The sequence below is a fragment of the Candidatus Cloacimonadota bacterium genome (assembly GCA_021734245.1).
Taxonomy (GTDB): Bacteria; Cloacimonadota; Cloacimonadia; order Cloacimonadales; family TCS61; genus B137-G9.
Genome location: JAIPJH010000017.1, coordinates 1 through 16,270, shown reverse-complemented (window position 1 = coordinate 16,270; position 16,270 = coordinate 1). Strand labels below are relative to the sequence as shown.

Below are 16,270 nucleotides of genomic sequence, written 5' to 3'. Positions count from 1 at the left end.
ACCAATGACTAATGACCAATGACTTCTAATCTGACATCTCCAAATATTCATGTTCCAATTTCTCCAACTCGATCTTATTTTCGGCAAGCATAATTTTTTTTGCTTTTATCTGGGATGTGAGATTTTTCACTTTCTGATCATTTTTGTAAAAATCAGGATCTTGAAACGAATCTTCCATTTTCAAGATTTCTTTTTCTAGATTCATTATAGAAGATGATTTTTTTTCGATATCCTCATACAACTTTTCCAAAACTATAGGATTCACATTTTGGGATTTTGTTTTCTTTTTTACACTTTTATTAGATTTTGTAATTTCTTCCTTTTCAGCAAAAAGATCCTGTAACGAACGTTTAGTTTCTTTCACAGAACCGTTTCTAAAAAACCACTTTTTCTGGGCTATTTTTTCGATAAAATAAGTATCGTGAGATACAAAGATAATAGTTCCATCATAGTTTAGAAGAGCATCTTCCAAACTATCGATCATATTGATATCAAGATGATTTGTAGGTTCATCCAAAATAAGTAGATTTGGTTTTTGATGTATAAGTTTTGCCAGATAAAGCCGTGATTTTTCACCACCACTTAAAATTCCAACTTTTTTATCAACATCATCACCCCGAAATCCGAAACGAGCTAAATATGTAAGCACGTAACCTCTTGTTTCCAGCGGAACCAACTGCCAGATTGTTTCTTGAACTGTTAGTGAATCATCCAGGATCAAATGCATCTGATCGTAATAACCCACATTCAAACTAGCACCTTTTTTTGCGATTCCACTCAGTGGTTTAATCTCTTTATTCAAGACTCGCAGAAGTGTAGTTTTTCCGCAGCCGTTATGACCTAAAACTGCAATTCTATCTTGATAACCAACTCTCAAATTTATATTTTTTGCTAAAGTTTTGTTAGGAAATCCAAATGACATATTTTCTAAAATATAAACATCGTTTCCGCTTCTTTTGTTTGTTTGGATATTTAGATTTATTGATTTGGCTTGAGTTGGTTTTTCGATCTCTTCAATTTTTGCTCTGCGTTTTTCCAACTCTTTGGCTCGTTTGAACATAACTTCGCTGTCTCGCGCCCGTCCCCAGATAAGATACTGTTTGATCTGTTCATCCATTTTTTTCAGCTTCTTCTGCTGATTTTTGTATTCCTTTTCCTGCAGAATTAATCGTCTTTTTGACTCTTCTTTGTAAAAGCTGAAGTTGCCACCATAATGATGGAGTGTTTTGTTTTTGATCTCAACGATTTTTGTAACGGTTGAATCAAGGAAATATCTGTCATGAGAGATTATTATGTAGGGTTTGTTTATGCGATTCAGATAAGATGAAAGCCAGTAGATCATTTCCAGATCCAGATGATTTGTTGGCTCATCCAGCAGGATGGCATCAAAAGGCTGCAGAAGAAATTTGGCTAATTGGATGCGTGTTTTCTCGCCACCACTGAAATTATCAATTATTCTGTACCAGGTATTTTCAGGAAATTTGAGATGAGTGAGAACCAGCTTCATTTCAGTCTGAAAATCATAGCCGCCGGCAAGCTCAAATTGCTGAATGATATTGGAATACTTTTTCATTTTTTCATCGCTGTGATCGTGTGTTAACTCTTTCTCAAATGTTTTCAATTTTTGTCTTAAATCAACCCAATCCTGTCGGGATTCCAATACACATTCCATTAAAGTTTGAGTTTCATCTAATTCAGGTTCTTGTGTTAGATAAACGATTTTTCTATTTTTTGCTACGTGAATTTCTCCTCGTTTTGGAAGAATGCGATTCATGATTATTTTGAAAAGAGTTGTTTTTCCGGTTCCATTTTTTCCAACCAAGCCGATTCGACTGTTATCTTCCAATGAAAAAGAGATGTTATTGAAGATTTCTGCATCTCCAAAATTATGCGATATATTTGATAAACTAATAATACTCATTATTTCCTCGAAGCCTAAAATTCTAAGTTTGAGTAAAATGTCAAATTCCATGTTGAAAAATTACTTGTCATGCAAATGGTGGTTTATATTTGTGTCCTCAGTCGGGATGTAGCGCAGCCCGGTTAGCGCGTTCGTCTGGGGGGCGAAAGGTCGGAGGTTCAAATCCTCTCATCCCGACCAGTTTTTTTTGAATGTGAGTTTAGTGTAAACAGAATATCGGAATATCCGAACTTTCGGGTGAAGGGTCGTCCCGAAAACCTTCGGGATCATCACGAACAGTTTTAATTAACATGTCTAACTACTACATAAAGCACAGCCAGAATAGCTATAAAATTTGCAGATATTGAGAAAATCAAAGTATATCTCTTTAAGAGTTTTAGATTGTAGAGCAAAAATGAAAATAAAAAAGAAACTAATAAAAGAACTAATAAAATTGTGAAAAGGTAAATTCTTCTATGATATTGTGTACCCCATAATATCTTAGATCTTTGATGAATTGAATCAGCTCTTTGGTAGTTTTCTAAATTAATATTGTTAACAACACTATCTAAAGAATCATTTGATAACATATTTTTGTAATTCTGTATTGTTAATCTTGATGTTTCATTATTATAAATTTCTTTTACTATTGTTGTTGCAGGATAAAGCTTGTCCAATGTTCTTGCTCTCCATCCAATTTTTGGTTTGCTCTTTGCAGAAACCAATTGCATGGAATTATTAGAAGAAATTAAATATATTTCATCATTAAATGTTACTTTTATGTTTAAACTGTCAATTTGATCAATTGAATTTAACTGGTTGTTTAGTAGAAAAGTACTTACCCATCTGTCTCTTTCGGTGTTGAATGGCAAATCAATTACTTCTAATCTATTTTTTATACCATCAACTACAAAAGTTCTTTGAATCGTTCCGTATTGAGTTTGCATTTCCAGGTTACACGCATAAATAGATTCTTTAATTCCAATTTTTCGTATAAAAGCTTGTTTATCAAAATTTGGATTCTCTAAAGACGGAAAAACTCCATTATGTGCTAAATAGGATTTGGTATATCTTTGCTCTGTGTTCCCTTTATAATTTAAAAATCCAGTATCATCAATTATTAATGCTCCTTCATTATAATATACAAAAGATAATGGATCATCATGAGAATGCACTTTGGAAATACCTGTACTTCTTGCTAAAAGATATTGGTCGGAAGTAGAAACTATGAAACATCCTGCAAGAGAATCTGCGATCATCAGATCAGATAAAAGATTAGTGCCTTCAATCTTGTCGTCTGGATTTGTATCGCCAATGGGTGGTAAGGTTCCGTCTGGCATCAATAAAAGGGCTTTCATTTTCTGTGCAGCAATAATGATATTTTTTAGTGAATTTGTAAGCTCTGTTTTTTCTCCAGCTAAATCTAGATAAAATTGAGCCAAATCTGTAACTACAAAATGATAGCCTGGCGAATTCTCAAGGTGAATTGAATTATCTGAGAAAGCATATTCGATTTGTTCCATAAAACGTTTTTTTGAAAGATTTTCGTAGAAAGCTGCTTTTTTATCATCCAAGATATGATATGAAATTAATAGAAGGGCAATATCTTCAAAAATACCATGATTATGAAAATAAATGTAGTTTTGAGGATTTGCTAAATATTTTGCTGCTTGATTACAATAATTTTCTATAGATTTATCAAAACGTGAGTCTGAAAAATTCTTGTTTTTGATATAATCCCAAAAATACAGAATTAATATTGTTCGTTCAGAAGTTGAATGATCATTCCAAATATACGGATTTTTTGTTGGTCGCCAACGGTTATTATTACTTATCCATGATGAAATTATATCTTTTCCTTTTTCAATGTATTCTTCATTAGATGTAAATTGGTAAGCATAATATAGATCCCAGACAATAAACAATGAATGAATATAAAGTTCATGAGAATTACTTGAAGCAATATTTCTATTATGCCAGATAGTTTCTAATTTTTCTTTAATAGGAGGAAAGTTAACGGAGGGTGTTCCAACATAATAAATATTTTTTAACGCAGCATTAGCATTTCTAATGATTATATCTTTTTCTTTCTGAACATGAAAATCGAAATTTGGTAATTTCTTATAATCATAATATATAATACTAAATTTCTTTTTTGGAAATTCACGATAAACTAATGGACCAAACAAAGAAACTAATATAATAAGAAGACCAATTAAATAAATCAAACATACTTTTCTCACAAATTCCTCCTAATGTTCATAACTTAATATTTAATTGATTTAGTCAATTATATTGTTATTCATTTTCGTTGACATCCAAATGCTAACTTTCTAATTGGCTCACAAGTGTTTAATTATGAATATTGATAAGATATATAAAATTTTAAAAAATAAGTTTGATAACTATCAAGCGCCAGTTGTGGATTTGGTGGAAGCTCAAACCAAAGATCCCTTCAAAATTTTGATAGCAACTATATTGAGTGCCAGAACAAAAGATGAAACAACTACAAAAGTTGTTAATTTTCTATTTCAATTCATTCATAAACCAGAGGATTTTAATAGTTACACAATTGAAGAAATCGAAGAGATGATCTATCCTGTAGGCTTTTTTCGAAATAAAGCAAGACACCTGAAACAACTTCCGGGAATTATGAGAAAAGAATTCAACGACAGAGTTCCGGAAGATATTGATGATCTTTTAAAGTTGCCGGGAGTTGGCAGGAAAACAGCAAATCTGGTTAGAGCAATTGCATTCAAAAAACCAGCAATTTGTGTTGACACCCACGTACACCGAATTTCAAATCGTCTTGGATATGTGAAAACGAAAACGCCGCTGGAAACTGAAATGGCGTTAAGGAAAAAGCTTCCTGAAAAATATTGGATTCATTTTAATTCTTATCTGGTAGCTTTCGGGCAGAATCATTGCACACCGCGTAATCCCAAATGTGATTTATGTCCGATTTTTGATGAGTGTGAGAGAATTGGAGTAAATGTTATTAAATAATAAGCGATTATTTGTTAATACTAATAGTATAAATATTGATTTGAATGTAAATAAGGATATTTCAATTCAAAGAAGTAATAAATTAACAACAATTGTTTTCGGATATCCATATGATATAATAAATCCAAAGTGGTTAACTGCTTGTGAAATATCAGAGATGTTTATTGCAAATGGTACCGATTTTCTAAACAAAATTGATGGAATTTTTGTAATAATAATAATTTCAGGTAAAAATACATTTGTAATAACAGATGCATTTGGTGTTTATAAATTGTATTTTTGTAATTATGAAAATAAATATTTTATTTCAGATAAATTAAAAAAAATAATAGATCAAATTGATTGTAAAGAGTTTGATGAAATAGCAATAAATGATTTTATTCTGTCAGGCTACGTAATTGGAAATAAAACATTTTTCAAGAAGGTCAAAAAATTTTCTGCAGGTTCTATTTATAAGTTTAAACAAACTGTAAGCATTGAAAAATATCACAAAATTATACCAAAACAAGTAAATTCAAAACATTTTATTGAAATGTTTAATAATCATATTTTTTTAGGAAAGAAATTATCAAAAGAGATAATTTTGCCATTAACAGCTGGTTTAGATAGTCGTGTTGTGTTATCAGGGATGAACAATTATACAAATGATCTAACCTTATTTACTCACATCAATAACGATAATGTAGATATGAAACAAGCAAAAAAAATTTGTGAAGATTTTAAATTAAAACATAAAAACCATTTATGGAATGAGATATATTCAAAGAAAAATTTTAGAAAAACTTTAGAAGAATTCCAGTCTATGATTAATGCATATTTATTTATTCCATTATATGGTTCTCACGAAAGTGCAGAATTTTATGGAGATACTTTATGGAATAGTAATGGCGGAGAAATTTATAGGAACTACTTTGGAAAATTCTGTGATAATAGTTTTGATATAATAGAGTTTGGAAAACAAATTATTATCCCACGTTCTCTACCTATACCTCTAATTCAAAAGGATGCTTTTTACAATTCATTGAATTTGGAACTAAAGGAACATAGTGAATTTGAATGTAGAACTAAATTGAATATTTACTACATATTAAATCGATATGCAAATTTTTCAGGTTATTCTTTACAGATGTCAGGCAAATTATTTAAAATATTTCAACCTTTTGTAGCTAAGGATTTAATAAAGTTTATCATTGGGATGCAATATGAGCAAGTTAAGAATGGAAAAATGTTAAAAGAAATAATAAAATTTAATGATTCCCGATTAACAAAATATAAAATAAATGGTAAATCTTTTGAAAACAAGAATTATAATATAAATTTGCAGAAGCTTCTCCAAGTTAAAAATAAATTTAGTAATCTATTTAAAACAAATTATTATAAACGTATTTTCAAAGATTTTCATAGTGATTTCAAAGAGTTATACGATAACCCTCATCCTTTGTTAGAGCGATATTTAGTCAAATCAATTAGTGATAAGCAAATAACTCGGAATTATTATTATTTTACAAATCTAATGACTCTGAATGAATTTCTAAAATCTTAATATTATTGGTGAGAAAAAATATGTATATTGTATCATGGAATGTTAATGGTTTAAGGGCAGTTCTAAGAAAAAATTTTCTAGAATTTCTGGGAAATGAAGATCCCGATATTTTAGCTATTCAGGAAACCAAATTACAGAAAGAGCAGATTCCCAAGGAGATTCAAGAACTAAAAAATTATTACAAATATTGGAATTTTGCTGAGAAGAAAGGATATTCAGGCGTAGCGTTATTCACAAAGATCAAACCGAAAAGCGTGGAATATTCCATTGGTCATCCGGAATTTGATACCGAAGGAAGATTGATCATTGCTGAGTATGAAGATTTTACTCTGATGAATTGCTACTTTCCAAACGGACAAATGAGTGATAAGAGACTCAAGTATAAAATGGATTACTATGAACGAATGTTCACTTTAATGCAGGTTTTACGGGCAGAGGGAAAAAACGTGATCGTTTGCGGTGATTTCAATACAGCACATAAAGAGATCGATTTGGCAAATCCCACGCAAAATGCGAAAATTTCAGGATTTTTACCGATTGAAAGAGCTTGGCTTGATAAAATCGTAGAAAATGGCTGGGTCGATACATTCCGCGAGTTCAATAATGAACCAGATCAATATTCCTGGTGGACTTATCGTTTTGGTGCGCGCAGCAGAAATGTAGGTTGGCGCATCGATTACTTTTTTACAAATAAAGAAAATTTAAAAAACATAAAAAAAGCATATATTCGACAGGACATTTTAGGAAGTGATCATTGTCCTGTTGGAGTGGAGATTAGAAAATGAGTAATGAGCAAATAAAAAAAGTTAATTTAATTGATATCTTTATTGTTTTGGCAAAAAGAAAAAAAATAATTATTTTGGTTACTCTCATAGTATCGATTCTATCAGTTCTTTTTGTTCTGATTATACCTCAGTATTGGGTGTCGAAAGCGACTATAAAACCTGTCACAGATAATAACCAGGGTTTGAATATATCAAGTGCTCTAATGGGTTTAGGAAGTTCTTTTTTAAATGGTAATGTTACGACGTCATCTATAGATTTTGTATCGATTATGAATAGTCGCACTTTTTCGGAAGACGTTGTTAAGCATTTTGATTTAGCTACCTATTTTGAAATTGTAGAAGAAGATCCTTATAGAGTGATGGAAACAGCTACAGCCTTATTACAAGAATCAATTATGAGTTTCTATGTTAGCCCAGAAACAGGTATAATTCATATTTATGCGGAAACAAAAGATAGATTGCTATCAAAAGAAATTGTAGATTATTATGTAAAAAAAATTGAAGAATATAATTTAACTGTGCAAAAATCTAAAGGAAGACAAAAAAGGATTTTTCTGGAAAGTCGAATTGAAGAAATAGAATCAAAAATGGATGAACTAAAACTAAGAATGCAAAATTTTCAAGAAAAAAATAGGGTTTTAGAAATCGATAGTCAAATAAGAGGAGCAATAGATCTCTATAGCTCATTGCTTAAGAAACAATTAGAACTTGAAATGGAAATCGTATCATATAATGAATTGTACCCAGAGGGATCTGCAAAATTGAAAATCCTTGAACTTTCATTATCAGAAATCGATAAAAAGATAAAAGGGTTAGAATCTGGTTCAGATTATAAATATATGCTTGGCATGGAGAATGTACCAGAATTAGCGAATTCTTATTCTTCACTTTATAGTCAATTGGAAATAAACAAGACTTTGTATGAATTTATATTTCCACAACTAGAATCTGCTCGACTTGAGGAATTAAAAGATTTACCATCATTAGAAATAATTGATGAAGGAAATATTGCTGGCTATCGGTCAAAACCAAAAAGAGCTAGATTTTGTATCATTATGTTTTTATCTGCCATTATCATCAGCAGTACTTTAGTTATTATCTCTCAATATACTTCAGATGAACAAAAAGTAAAAATTAGAAAATTTTGGAAGATTCTATTCTCGAAAGAATGATAAATATTAAAGTCTTGAATTTTCGTACAATAACGGTTATATTGTATGGCCTTTTTTTATTAAGTATTATCTATCCAACAATACATAAACCAGGCTTAATGCTATCAATAATAGTTTTTTGTTTGTATTTTATTGTTATGTTTTTTTGGGAAAGATCAATTATTTATGATTCAAAGTCAGTAATAATAAATTTGTTTTTTGGTTTTTGGATTATCTGGACTTTATTATCTATGTTTTGGGCAATAAACCAAGACGTAATAACTACATATTTGATTTATAATATTTTTTATTTTACAATTGCATTTATATTTTCACAGGAATCTACATTAAAAAATTTTTTCGATTATATTCGTTTTTTTTTCACATTAGTTATTATTTTATATTTAGCTATATCAATCTGGGAAATGCTTACCTGGAATCATTTACCTAATTCTCGATTTGTTAAAATGCAGGTGTTTACATTTAAACCAACTGCTGTTTTTTCAAATGAAAATGATAATGCTTCTATTTTGATGTTATATTTTCCAATAGGTCTATTTTATTTAAAAAGGAGTAAAAACATTATTGTGAAATTTGTTAGTATTGCGATGATGTTTTTATCTCTTTTCATTATTATCCTTAATGGAGCAAGGTTAGCAATACTAACCATATTTTTAATTTTGCCTTTATATTGGTTGTTTTTTACAGGAAAATTAACAAAAATCTTAACAATCATCTTTCTGATTTTGGCGTTACTTATTGTGAGTTTTTATTGGACAGATCATTATTATTTAGCAAAGGATTATATAGAATTTCAATTTAGCACACTTTCAACTGAAACACAAAACGTTCTATCTTCATCTATTGAAGTAAGGATTGAATTAATGAATAAATCCTTCGATGCTTTGATTAAAACCTGGGGTTTTGGAGTGGGTAGTGGTAATTTTGATTTTTTCATGAATCCTGTAAAATCAATTAAGACTGGTGGAATTATAAAAAATCATAATCTTTTTTTAGAAATATTATCAAATAATGGGATAATCTTAGCAGTTACTTTTATATATTTAATTGTGAGTTCTGGGATATTCTATTTAAAAATGGTTTTTAAAAAATCAGAATTAGGACTACATTATTTATTAATGATACTTTTTTTTATTGCTAGTTCAATCATTCCTAGCTCCATAATGGGTTATCATATATTTTGGATAATGCTGATATATGCTTTGTTTGGTTACAGAGAAGTTCATATAGAGAAAACAAAAGATGCATGTCCTACTAATTAGTCGTTATTTCCATCATTCTACAAGTGGGATTCAAACTTACATTGAAGCAATTGATAAAGGCTATTTTAACGATTCTTTATCGATAATAGCAAAGAATTCAAATAAACCACACAAAATACCAATCAAAAATCATAAAGTATATTATTGTTACAAAAAGAAATTGCGCAATATCCAATGCAATTTTTTAATTAAATTATTTGTGAAAGGATTTATTAAATTATTTTTTCTTTTGGTTATTAATAGAACTGTAAGATATCAAATTTCTGAAAGATTATTAAATGCGTTACAAAGTATTAAGAAACAGGATATAAATATATGTATTTCTGCGATTGTTTCTCCAGAAGGTCTGATTCCAGTTATATTGAAAAAATTATATGGTTTTAAATCCGTCATTTTATTGCATGGTTCAGAAATTCATTCTTTTTCTGGAAGATTTCAGCATAAATGGTTAATGAAATATATCTTAGAAAATTCAGATATTGTTGTAGCAAATAGTTTCTTTATGAAAAGTGAAGTTCAGAAATTTGTTGGTTCAAAAATGAATAATGTTTTTGTTAATTATATGGGATATGATGATAAAATATTCAATATAAAAAATAATTATCATGAAAAAAAAAAATATTATAAATCCGTAATTTTGACTGTTTCGAATTTCGTCTATGGAAAAGGATTAGATATACTATTGAATGCACTGGCAGAAGTTAAGAAAACAAGACAAGATTTTATTTATATTATGCTTGGAAATAGAAGAGATGGAAGTTATCAAGACTACTTAGATGAGTTAATTGTAAAAAAAGAATTGAAAGATTTTGTTCAATTTCAAGATGGAGTACATCACGATAAATTGCCTTCTTTTTATCATTCATGTGATTTTGTAGTTCTTCCATCAAGAAAGGAAGCTTTTGGTCTTGTAATATTAGAAGCAAATGCCTGTGGTAAACCTGTAATTGGCTCAGATGTAGGTGGAATACCAGAAATTATTAAAGATCGTGAAAATGGATTGCTATTTAAACCAGAATCACATATGGAACTTGCAGAGAAAATTATATATTTATTAGAAAATCCAGATTATTGTAGAGATTTGGGCTATAATGCTCGAAAAAAAGTAGAAACTACATTTACCTGGGAAAGATCTATCAAGAGATTGAAACAGAGAATAAATAAAATATAGTATGAAAAGCAAAATAAAAGATCTCTTTTCTCAGACAATCATTTACAGCTTAGGTGGTATGAGTTTGCGACTAATATCATTTTTATTATTACCTGTTTACCTGGCTTATTTATCTCCTGCTGATTATGGGGTTGTCGAGATAATTAATATCTTGATTTCAGTTCTAACGATAATCATGGGTTTTGGAGTCTCCTCTGCCGTTTTCAGGGAATATTATAGAGAAGAAAGTACAGAATACAAAAAGAAGATAATCGGAACAGCATTTCTTTTCTTGCTTATCGTAGGATTGGTAATTCTTATAATTTTAATTTCTTTCAGTAAGGTCCTGGCTCCGATTTTACTTGGAGTAGAAAAACAACAATATCTGTTCATTCTCTTAATTATCAATACATATTTTGCAGTACTTTTAGGGGTAAATTATGCAGTAATCAGGGCAAAGGAGAAGCCAATTCTTTTTACAATTTTCAATGTTCTGCGAACTATAATTTATGCAACTGTGAACATTTATCTGATTGTTGTACTGAAAAGAGGATATGTTGGAGTCTGTGAAGGTATAACTTCCGCAACCATAATTACATTTATAGCTTCTTCCTTTATTTTACTGAAAAACATAAAATTGACAGTGGATTTCAAAATCCTGAAAAATATTTTAAAATTTGGTTTACCATTAATTGTAAGTGGTCTATCTTTATGGATTTTGAATCTTACAGACAGATATATGTTAAAATTTCTTCTACCAGCGGAAATTGCCTTTTCAAAAATCGGAATTTACAGTTTAGCAGCGAAATTTGCAAATATTGTAAAAATGATCATAATTCAACCCTTTTCCTTATCTTGGGGAGTAGCCATGTACAAGCATGAGAAGGCTGGGGATGCAAAAGCTTTCTATGCACGTACATTTAAATACTTCCTTGTAATTGAAGCCATATTTTTCATCGGAATTGTAATTTTCTCGCAACCAATAATTGAAATTATAGCAAAGAATTCAGACTACCATGAAGCATACAAAATTATTCCTTTATTAACTGCCTCGGCATTATTCAGTGGTTTATTTATGTTGTTGTCTGTCGGATTAACTCTAACATATAAGAATAAACTTGCTTCTATAGCTACAATGATAGCAGCTTCAGTAAATATTCTACTTAATTTTATTTTAATACCAAAGTTCAATATTTATGGAGCTGCTTATGCAAGTATGATTGCATCAGTCTTGTTGATAATTTTGCAATACTTTTTTGCTCAAAAAAATTATCGTATTTCATATAATATTTTATTATTTTTTGAAAGCGTTATTATATGTTTTGGTGTAACATATTTAACAATGAATTATAATTTAGTATTAATTTTTAGAATAATATTATTAGTAATTTCAATAGGTGTATTAATGAAGATAAGTAAGCTAAGAATATCGAACATGAAAAATATTTTGAAAGGCAATATATGAGAAAACGTGTAGCAATTTTGGTGTGGAATAATTTTGTATATGATAAAAGAGTTATGAATGTAGCATCTTTTTTTTCAAAAAATTATGATACTACTGTTTTAGCAGCAAAGACTATCGCAGAATTACCTACACACGAAAAAATTAAGTATCAAATATACCGTATTCCATTATTTTCATCCCTAAAAAAGGGAAAATCAAACCATAATGCTTCTAGCAAATTAAGTAATTTGAATTCCATATATGAGGAAAAAATTAAAAATAATAGATTAAAATTGGTACTTATTGAATTTATTAATGTAATTATTTATCATTTTAAATTATTGAAATATTTTTCATTGAATAAACCTGACTTGATTTATTGTAATGATCTGGATACTTTGGATATAGGTTACTTGATTTCTAAATTATATAAATCAAAAATAATTTTTGATAGCCATGAGATTTTTTTAGAGGGTTCTAGGTTTCATAACGCAACTAAATTGAGACAGATAATTTGGCAAAATCTTGAAAAACATGTTATTAGAAAAGTAGATAAAGTAATTGTAACAACAGATCTTAGAAAAAAAATCCTAGAAGAAAAATACGAAATTACTAATATTAATGTTATCAGAAATTGTCATAATGAAGTCTTTTTAGAAAAGAAATATGATTTATTTAGAGATGAATTCTTAATTGATAAAACCACTCCAATACTTCTTTATCAAGGTGGTTTGACCAGTGTAAGAGGAATTTTTACAATGGTGGATGTTGTTTCCGAGCTTAATGATATCTCATTAATATTCATGGGAATGGGTAGAGATAAGAAAGCATTGACTCATTATATTAAAGAAAAGAAATTGGAAAATCGGATTTTTGTAAAAGATGCAGTTTTGCCGGGTGATTTGATTAAATATACTTCTTCAGCAGATATTGGATTGCAACTGTTACATAATGTAAATAGAAATCATTATTCAACCATTTCAAATAAAATTTTTGAGTATATGGCTGCAGGATTAGCCATCATTGCAAGTGATTTCCCGGAAATAAAAAAAATAATAAAAGGATATCACATTGGTAAAGTAGTAAATCCAGATTCAGAAAAAGATATAAGAAATGCAATATTGGAAATAACTAGTAATAAAGAACTGATAAAAAAAATGAAAGTAAATTCTCGAAAAGCATTTCGTGAAAATACTTGGGAAAAAGAAGAATTGAAATTAAAACAAATTGTTAATGGATTATTATGAATAAAAATGATTTTAATTCATCTTTAGGATATATGGTGACGTATGAAAAAAAAATAAAAATAGAAAAGAATTGTAATGTTGATGAGTTTGATTTAATTCATGCACACACAATTTTTCCCAGTGGTATTGCTGCTTATTTGCTTGCGAAGAAATATGATAAACCTTTTTTAATAACATCTCATGGGTTTGACTTTTATCGAATTTTGCCCAAAACCGACCCCGATCATCGTGGTAATTCATACAATATCAAAGAGAAGCAGTTGATTCGTGATGCGATGGAAAAAGTTACTCAATTCATTTGTGTTTCGGAGATATTCGGAAATCACGTAAAAAGCTATTTTCCCAAGATTAACCTGAAAATAGTGCCAAATGTTTATGATAAAGAACTATTTAATAAATTTGGCAGAAAAGCTCATAAAAGTAGTAAATCTTGTACAATTCTTACTGTGGGAAATTTCATACCAGTCAAGAATCATGAAATGCTGATGAGAGCTTATAATAAAATAAATGGTGAATTTCCAGATGTAAAACTTCAAATAATTGGCAAAGGTGTGTTAAAAAAATATTATAAAAAACTTTGTGAAGAACTAAGTATTCAGGAAAATGTTCAAATTATTGATCAGGCAGATCATTCTGAAATTGCTGATTTTATGAAAAATGCTGATATTTATGTGCAAACTTCGCTTAGTGAAACTTTCGGGATGACGATTGTAGAAGCTATGGCTTGCGGATTGCCGGTAATCTCAACCAGAACTCAGGGACCATCGACTTATATAGAAAATGAAAAGACAGGTTTTCTGGTAGATAAAAATGATGTAACGAGCTTAGCTGAAAATTTAATAAAATTAATTAGAAATCCGGAGCTGAGAAATGATATTGGAGCAAATGCTGCTGAGAGTGTAAAAGCTAAATTTAGCAACTATACTAAATTAGTTTCACTTTATAAGAAAATAGGGAATTACTATAGTGAATAAAAGAATATTAATGATAATTAATGAATTTCCACCAACAGGAGAAAGTGGAGTTCAAAGACCATTAAAATTTGTTAAATATTTATCACGAGCTGGATATAAAGTTTATGTTATTGCTCCTAAGAAACCCACAAAAAAAGTATTAGATTATTCGCTTTTAAAGGAAATTCCAGAAAATGTACATATTCAGAAAACAATAAGTTGTGGACTAACAGGAAATAGAACCAAATCAATAAGAGATTTTAGATATAATGTAAATAGAAAACCCAATATCTTCAAAAAAATAATTTGGAAGTTATTGAAAAATATAAATGATTTAATTTTTCCTATTGATAAGCAAATTGGTTGGGTGCCATTTGCATATTTCAAAGCTATTAAGCTTATCAAAAAGTTTAAGATAAAAAATGTGTATATAACTGGATTTCCTTATTCCGCTTTTATCATTGGAGTTTTACTCAAAAAAAAATTTCATGAAAAGATTTTCTGGCTTGCGGATTATCGAGATGCTTGGCAATTTGAACCCAAATTGGATGAGAATATAAACAAATTAAGACTTAAGATAATCAAAAAGACGGAATCAAAGATTATAAGATATGCAGATTATTTTGTCTTTGCAACTGACTATATTACTGAAAAATATAGAAGTGAATTTCCAGAAATTGTAGATCGGTCGATTACTATTACAAATGGGTATGATGAAGATGATTTTAAAAAAATAGTACAATTTAAATTTAATAAATTTACATTTCTTTATATGGGGAAATTATATTCGTTTAAACGCTCACCAGTCCCACTATTGAACGCTATGAAAAAATATTTAGAAATAGATAATAATTTTGAGTTCAATTTCATCCACATTGGTACTGTTGCTCAAGAAATATTAGATTATATTTCTACACAAAAGATGAATTTTTACAATTATCTTGGATATAAATCTCATCATAATGCAATTTCATACGCATCTGGTGCAAATATTTCTGTGATTATAGTGAATAACGATCCTGAATCAAAAGGTGTATTGACAGGAAAAGTTTTCGAATTAGCACGCATTGGTAATCCAATTTTAGCTCTTGGTCCTCGAAATAGTCTTTTGGAAAATTTCATTATTGAGAACGAACTCGGCGAATATGCATTTTGTGAAGATGAAAAAGAAATATTGAAAGCTATAGAAAAAATTATAAACAAAAAAAACAATTTCAGATTTTCAAGAGATAAAATTAGTGAATATTCAAGAGAAAGTTTAACGAAAAAATTAATTGAGTGTTATCCTAAATGATAGTTTTATACAAATCTATATTGAACATATTCTTTATAATTTTAACTTATTATCGAAAATTAAGTTTAAATGAAAAACAGAGAGTAAAAAAACTTCTTCTTATTGAAATCATGGGAATAGGCGATGTTGTATGCCATACACCTTTTCTTAAAAGAATTAAGAATTCAAAAAAATATGATATTTATGGATGTTTTCCAAAACATTTTATAACAATGCAGCAAGAGTTTTGTAAATTAGATGGATATATAGAATATGACGGTTTATTTTCTACAATAAAGAAAGTTCGAAAAAGCGATGTAGATTGCATTATACTTAATGCAAGAGCTTTACGTTATGCTGCATTAGGTCTATTATCAGGAAAAAAAGTGTTGGGTTATATTAATGATTATTCTTTCAAATTTGATTATCTAAACGATTACAGAGTAGAGTTTTTAGGTTTCAATAAGAAATCTTTTCTCATCAATTATTCAAAAGAGCATTTAGTTCAAAGAGGAAATCCTGTTTTAAAATTTCT

At 29.0% G+C, this 16,270-nt stretch carries 13 protein-coding genes and 1 tRNA gene; 12 read left to right on the top strand and 2 right to left on the bottom strand.

What is annotated here, in order from left to right; translation table 11 throughout:
- Positions 1–25: 25 nt before the first annotated feature.
- Positions 26–1,921, bottom strand: coding sequence for an ABC-F family ATP-binding cassette domain-containing protein (locus tag K9N40_04335; protein ID MCF7813688.1), 1,896 nt, complete (start codon positions 1,919–1,921; stop codon positions 26–28).
- Between the two features lie 102 nt (positions 1,922–2,023).
- On the opposite strand from K9N40_04335, the gene K9N40_04330 reads away from it, so the two are divergent.
- Positions 2,024–2,101: transfer RNA gene (locus K9N40_04330), tRNA-Pro, on the top strand.
- 101 nt (positions 2,102–2,202) lie between these two features.
- On the opposite strand, the gene K9N40_04325 is transcribed toward K9N40_04330, so the two are convergent.
- Positions 2,203–4,143, bottom strand: coding sequence for a heparinase II/III family protein (locus K9N40_04325; GenBank protein ID MCF7813687.1), 1,941 nt, complete (start codon positions 4,141–4,143; stop codon positions 2,203–2,205).
- 115 nt (positions 4,144–4,258) lie between these two features.
- Here K9N40_04325 and K9N40_04320 point away from each other — a divergent pair, with 115 nt between their 5' ends.
- The 11 genes from K9N40_04320 to K9N40_04270 form a co-directional block, all read left to right on the top strand.
- Positions 4,259–4,906, top strand: a complete 648-nt coding sequence (locus K9N40_04320) for an endonuclease III (protein MCF7813686.1) — start codon at positions 4,259–4,261, stop codon at positions 4,904–4,906.
- Entirely contained in the window at positions 4,893–6,449 is a 1,557-nt protein-coding gene (locus tag K9N40_04315) for a hypothetical protein (protein MCF7813685.1), read from the top strand. The genes K9N40_04320 and K9N40_04315 overlap by 14 nt, the downstream gene beginning before the upstream one ends.
- Positions 6,450–6,469: 20 nt before the next feature.
- Positions 6,470–7,234, top strand: coding sequence for an exodeoxyribonuclease III (gene xth / locus K9N40_04310; GenBank protein ID MCF7813684.1), 765 nt, complete (start codon positions 6,470–6,472; stop codon positions 7,232–7,234).
- Positions 7,231–8,406, top strand: coding sequence for a hypothetical protein (locus K9N40_04305; GenBank protein ID MCF7813683.1), 1,176 nt, complete (start codon positions 7,231–7,233; stop codon positions 8,404–8,406). Before xth ends, K9N40_04305 begins: the two co-directional genes overlap by 4 nt.
- Complete coding sequence (locus tag K9N40_04300; GenBank protein MCF7813682.1) at positions 8,403–9,668, top strand: O-antigen ligase family protein; 1,266 nt, start codon at positions 8,403–8,405, stop codon at positions 9,666–9,668. Before K9N40_04305 ends, K9N40_04300 begins: the two co-directional genes overlap by 4 nt.
- Positions 9,649–10,839 (top strand): glycosyltransferase family 4 protein, encoded by a 1,191-nt coding sequence (locus K9N40_04295; protein MCF7813681.1) that lies wholly within the window; start codon positions 9,649–9,651, stop codon positions 10,837–10,839. Before K9N40_04300 ends, K9N40_04295 begins: the two co-directional genes overlap by 20 nt.
- 1 nt (position 10,840) lies before the next feature.
- Positions 10,841–12,283, top strand: a complete 1,443-nt coding sequence (locus K9N40_04290; protein ID MCF7813680.1) for an oligosaccharide flippase family protein — start codon at positions 10,841–10,843, stop codon at positions 12,281–12,283.
- Positions 12,280–13,509: a glycosyltransferase gene (locus K9N40_04285; GenBank protein ID MCF7813679.1), complete on the top strand. Its 1,230-nt coding sequence runs from the start codon at positions 12,280–12,282 to the stop codon at positions 13,507–13,509. Before K9N40_04290 ends, K9N40_04285 begins: the two co-directional genes overlap by 4 nt.
- On the top strand, positions 13,506–14,483 hold the full coding sequence (locus K9N40_04280) for a glycosyltransferase family 4 protein (GenBank protein MCF7813678.1): 978 nt from the start codon (positions 13,506–13,508) through the stop codon (positions 14,481–14,483). The genes K9N40_04285 and K9N40_04280 overlap by 4 nt, the downstream gene beginning before the upstream one ends.
- Positions 14,476–15,756, top strand: a complete 1,281-nt coding sequence (locus K9N40_04275; GenBank protein ID MCF7813677.1) for a hypothetical protein — start codon at positions 14,476–14,478, stop codon at positions 15,754–15,756. The genes K9N40_04280 and K9N40_04275 overlap by 8 nt, the downstream gene beginning before the upstream one ends.
- Positions 15,753–16,270 (top strand): hypothetical protein (locus K9N40_04270; GenBank protein ID MCF7813676.1); only part of this gene is annotated, 518 nt, incomplete at its 3' end. The genes K9N40_04275 and K9N40_04270, both read left to right, overlap by 4 nt.

Bases quoted from the DNA above. Each gene is read 5' to 3' on its own strand.
- K9N40_04320 (MCF7813686.1), top strand. From the start codon at position 4,259: ATGAATATTGATAAGATATATAAAATTTTAAAAAATAAGTTTGATAAC.
- K9N40_04290 (MCF7813680.1), top strand. From the start codon at position 10,841: ATGAAAAGCAAAATAAAAGATCTCTTTTCTCAGACAATCATTTACAGC.
- K9N40_04280 (MCF7813678.1), top strand. From the start codon at position 13,506: ATGAATAAAAATGATTTTAATTCATCTTTAGGATATATGGTGACGTAT.
- K9N40_04335 (MCF7813688.1), bottom strand. From the start codon at position 1,921: ATGAGTATTATTAGTTTATCAAATATATCGCATAATTTTGGAGATGCA.
- K9N40_04300 (MCF7813682.1), top strand. From the start codon at position 8,403: ATGATAAATATTAAAGTCTTGAATTTTCGTACAATAACGGTTATATTG.
- K9N40_04305 (MCF7813683.1), top strand. From the start codon at position 7,231: ATGAGTAATGAGCAAATAAAAAAAGTTAATTTAATTGATATCTTTATT.
- K9N40_04295 (MCF7813681.1), top strand. From the start codon at position 9,649: ATGCATGTCCTACTAATTAGTCGTTATTTCCATCATTCTACAAGTGGG.
- xth (MCF7813684.1), top strand. From the start codon at position 6,470: ATGTATATTGTATCATGGAATGTTAATGGTTTAAGGGCAGTTCTAAGA.
- K9N40_04285 (MCF7813679.1), top strand. From the start codon at position 12,280: ATGAGAAAACGTGTAGCAATTTTGGTGTGGAATAATTTTGTATATGAT.
- K9N40_04315 (MCF7813685.1), top strand. From the start codon at position 4,893: ATGTTATTAAATAATAAGCGATTATTTGTTAATACTAATAGTATAAAT.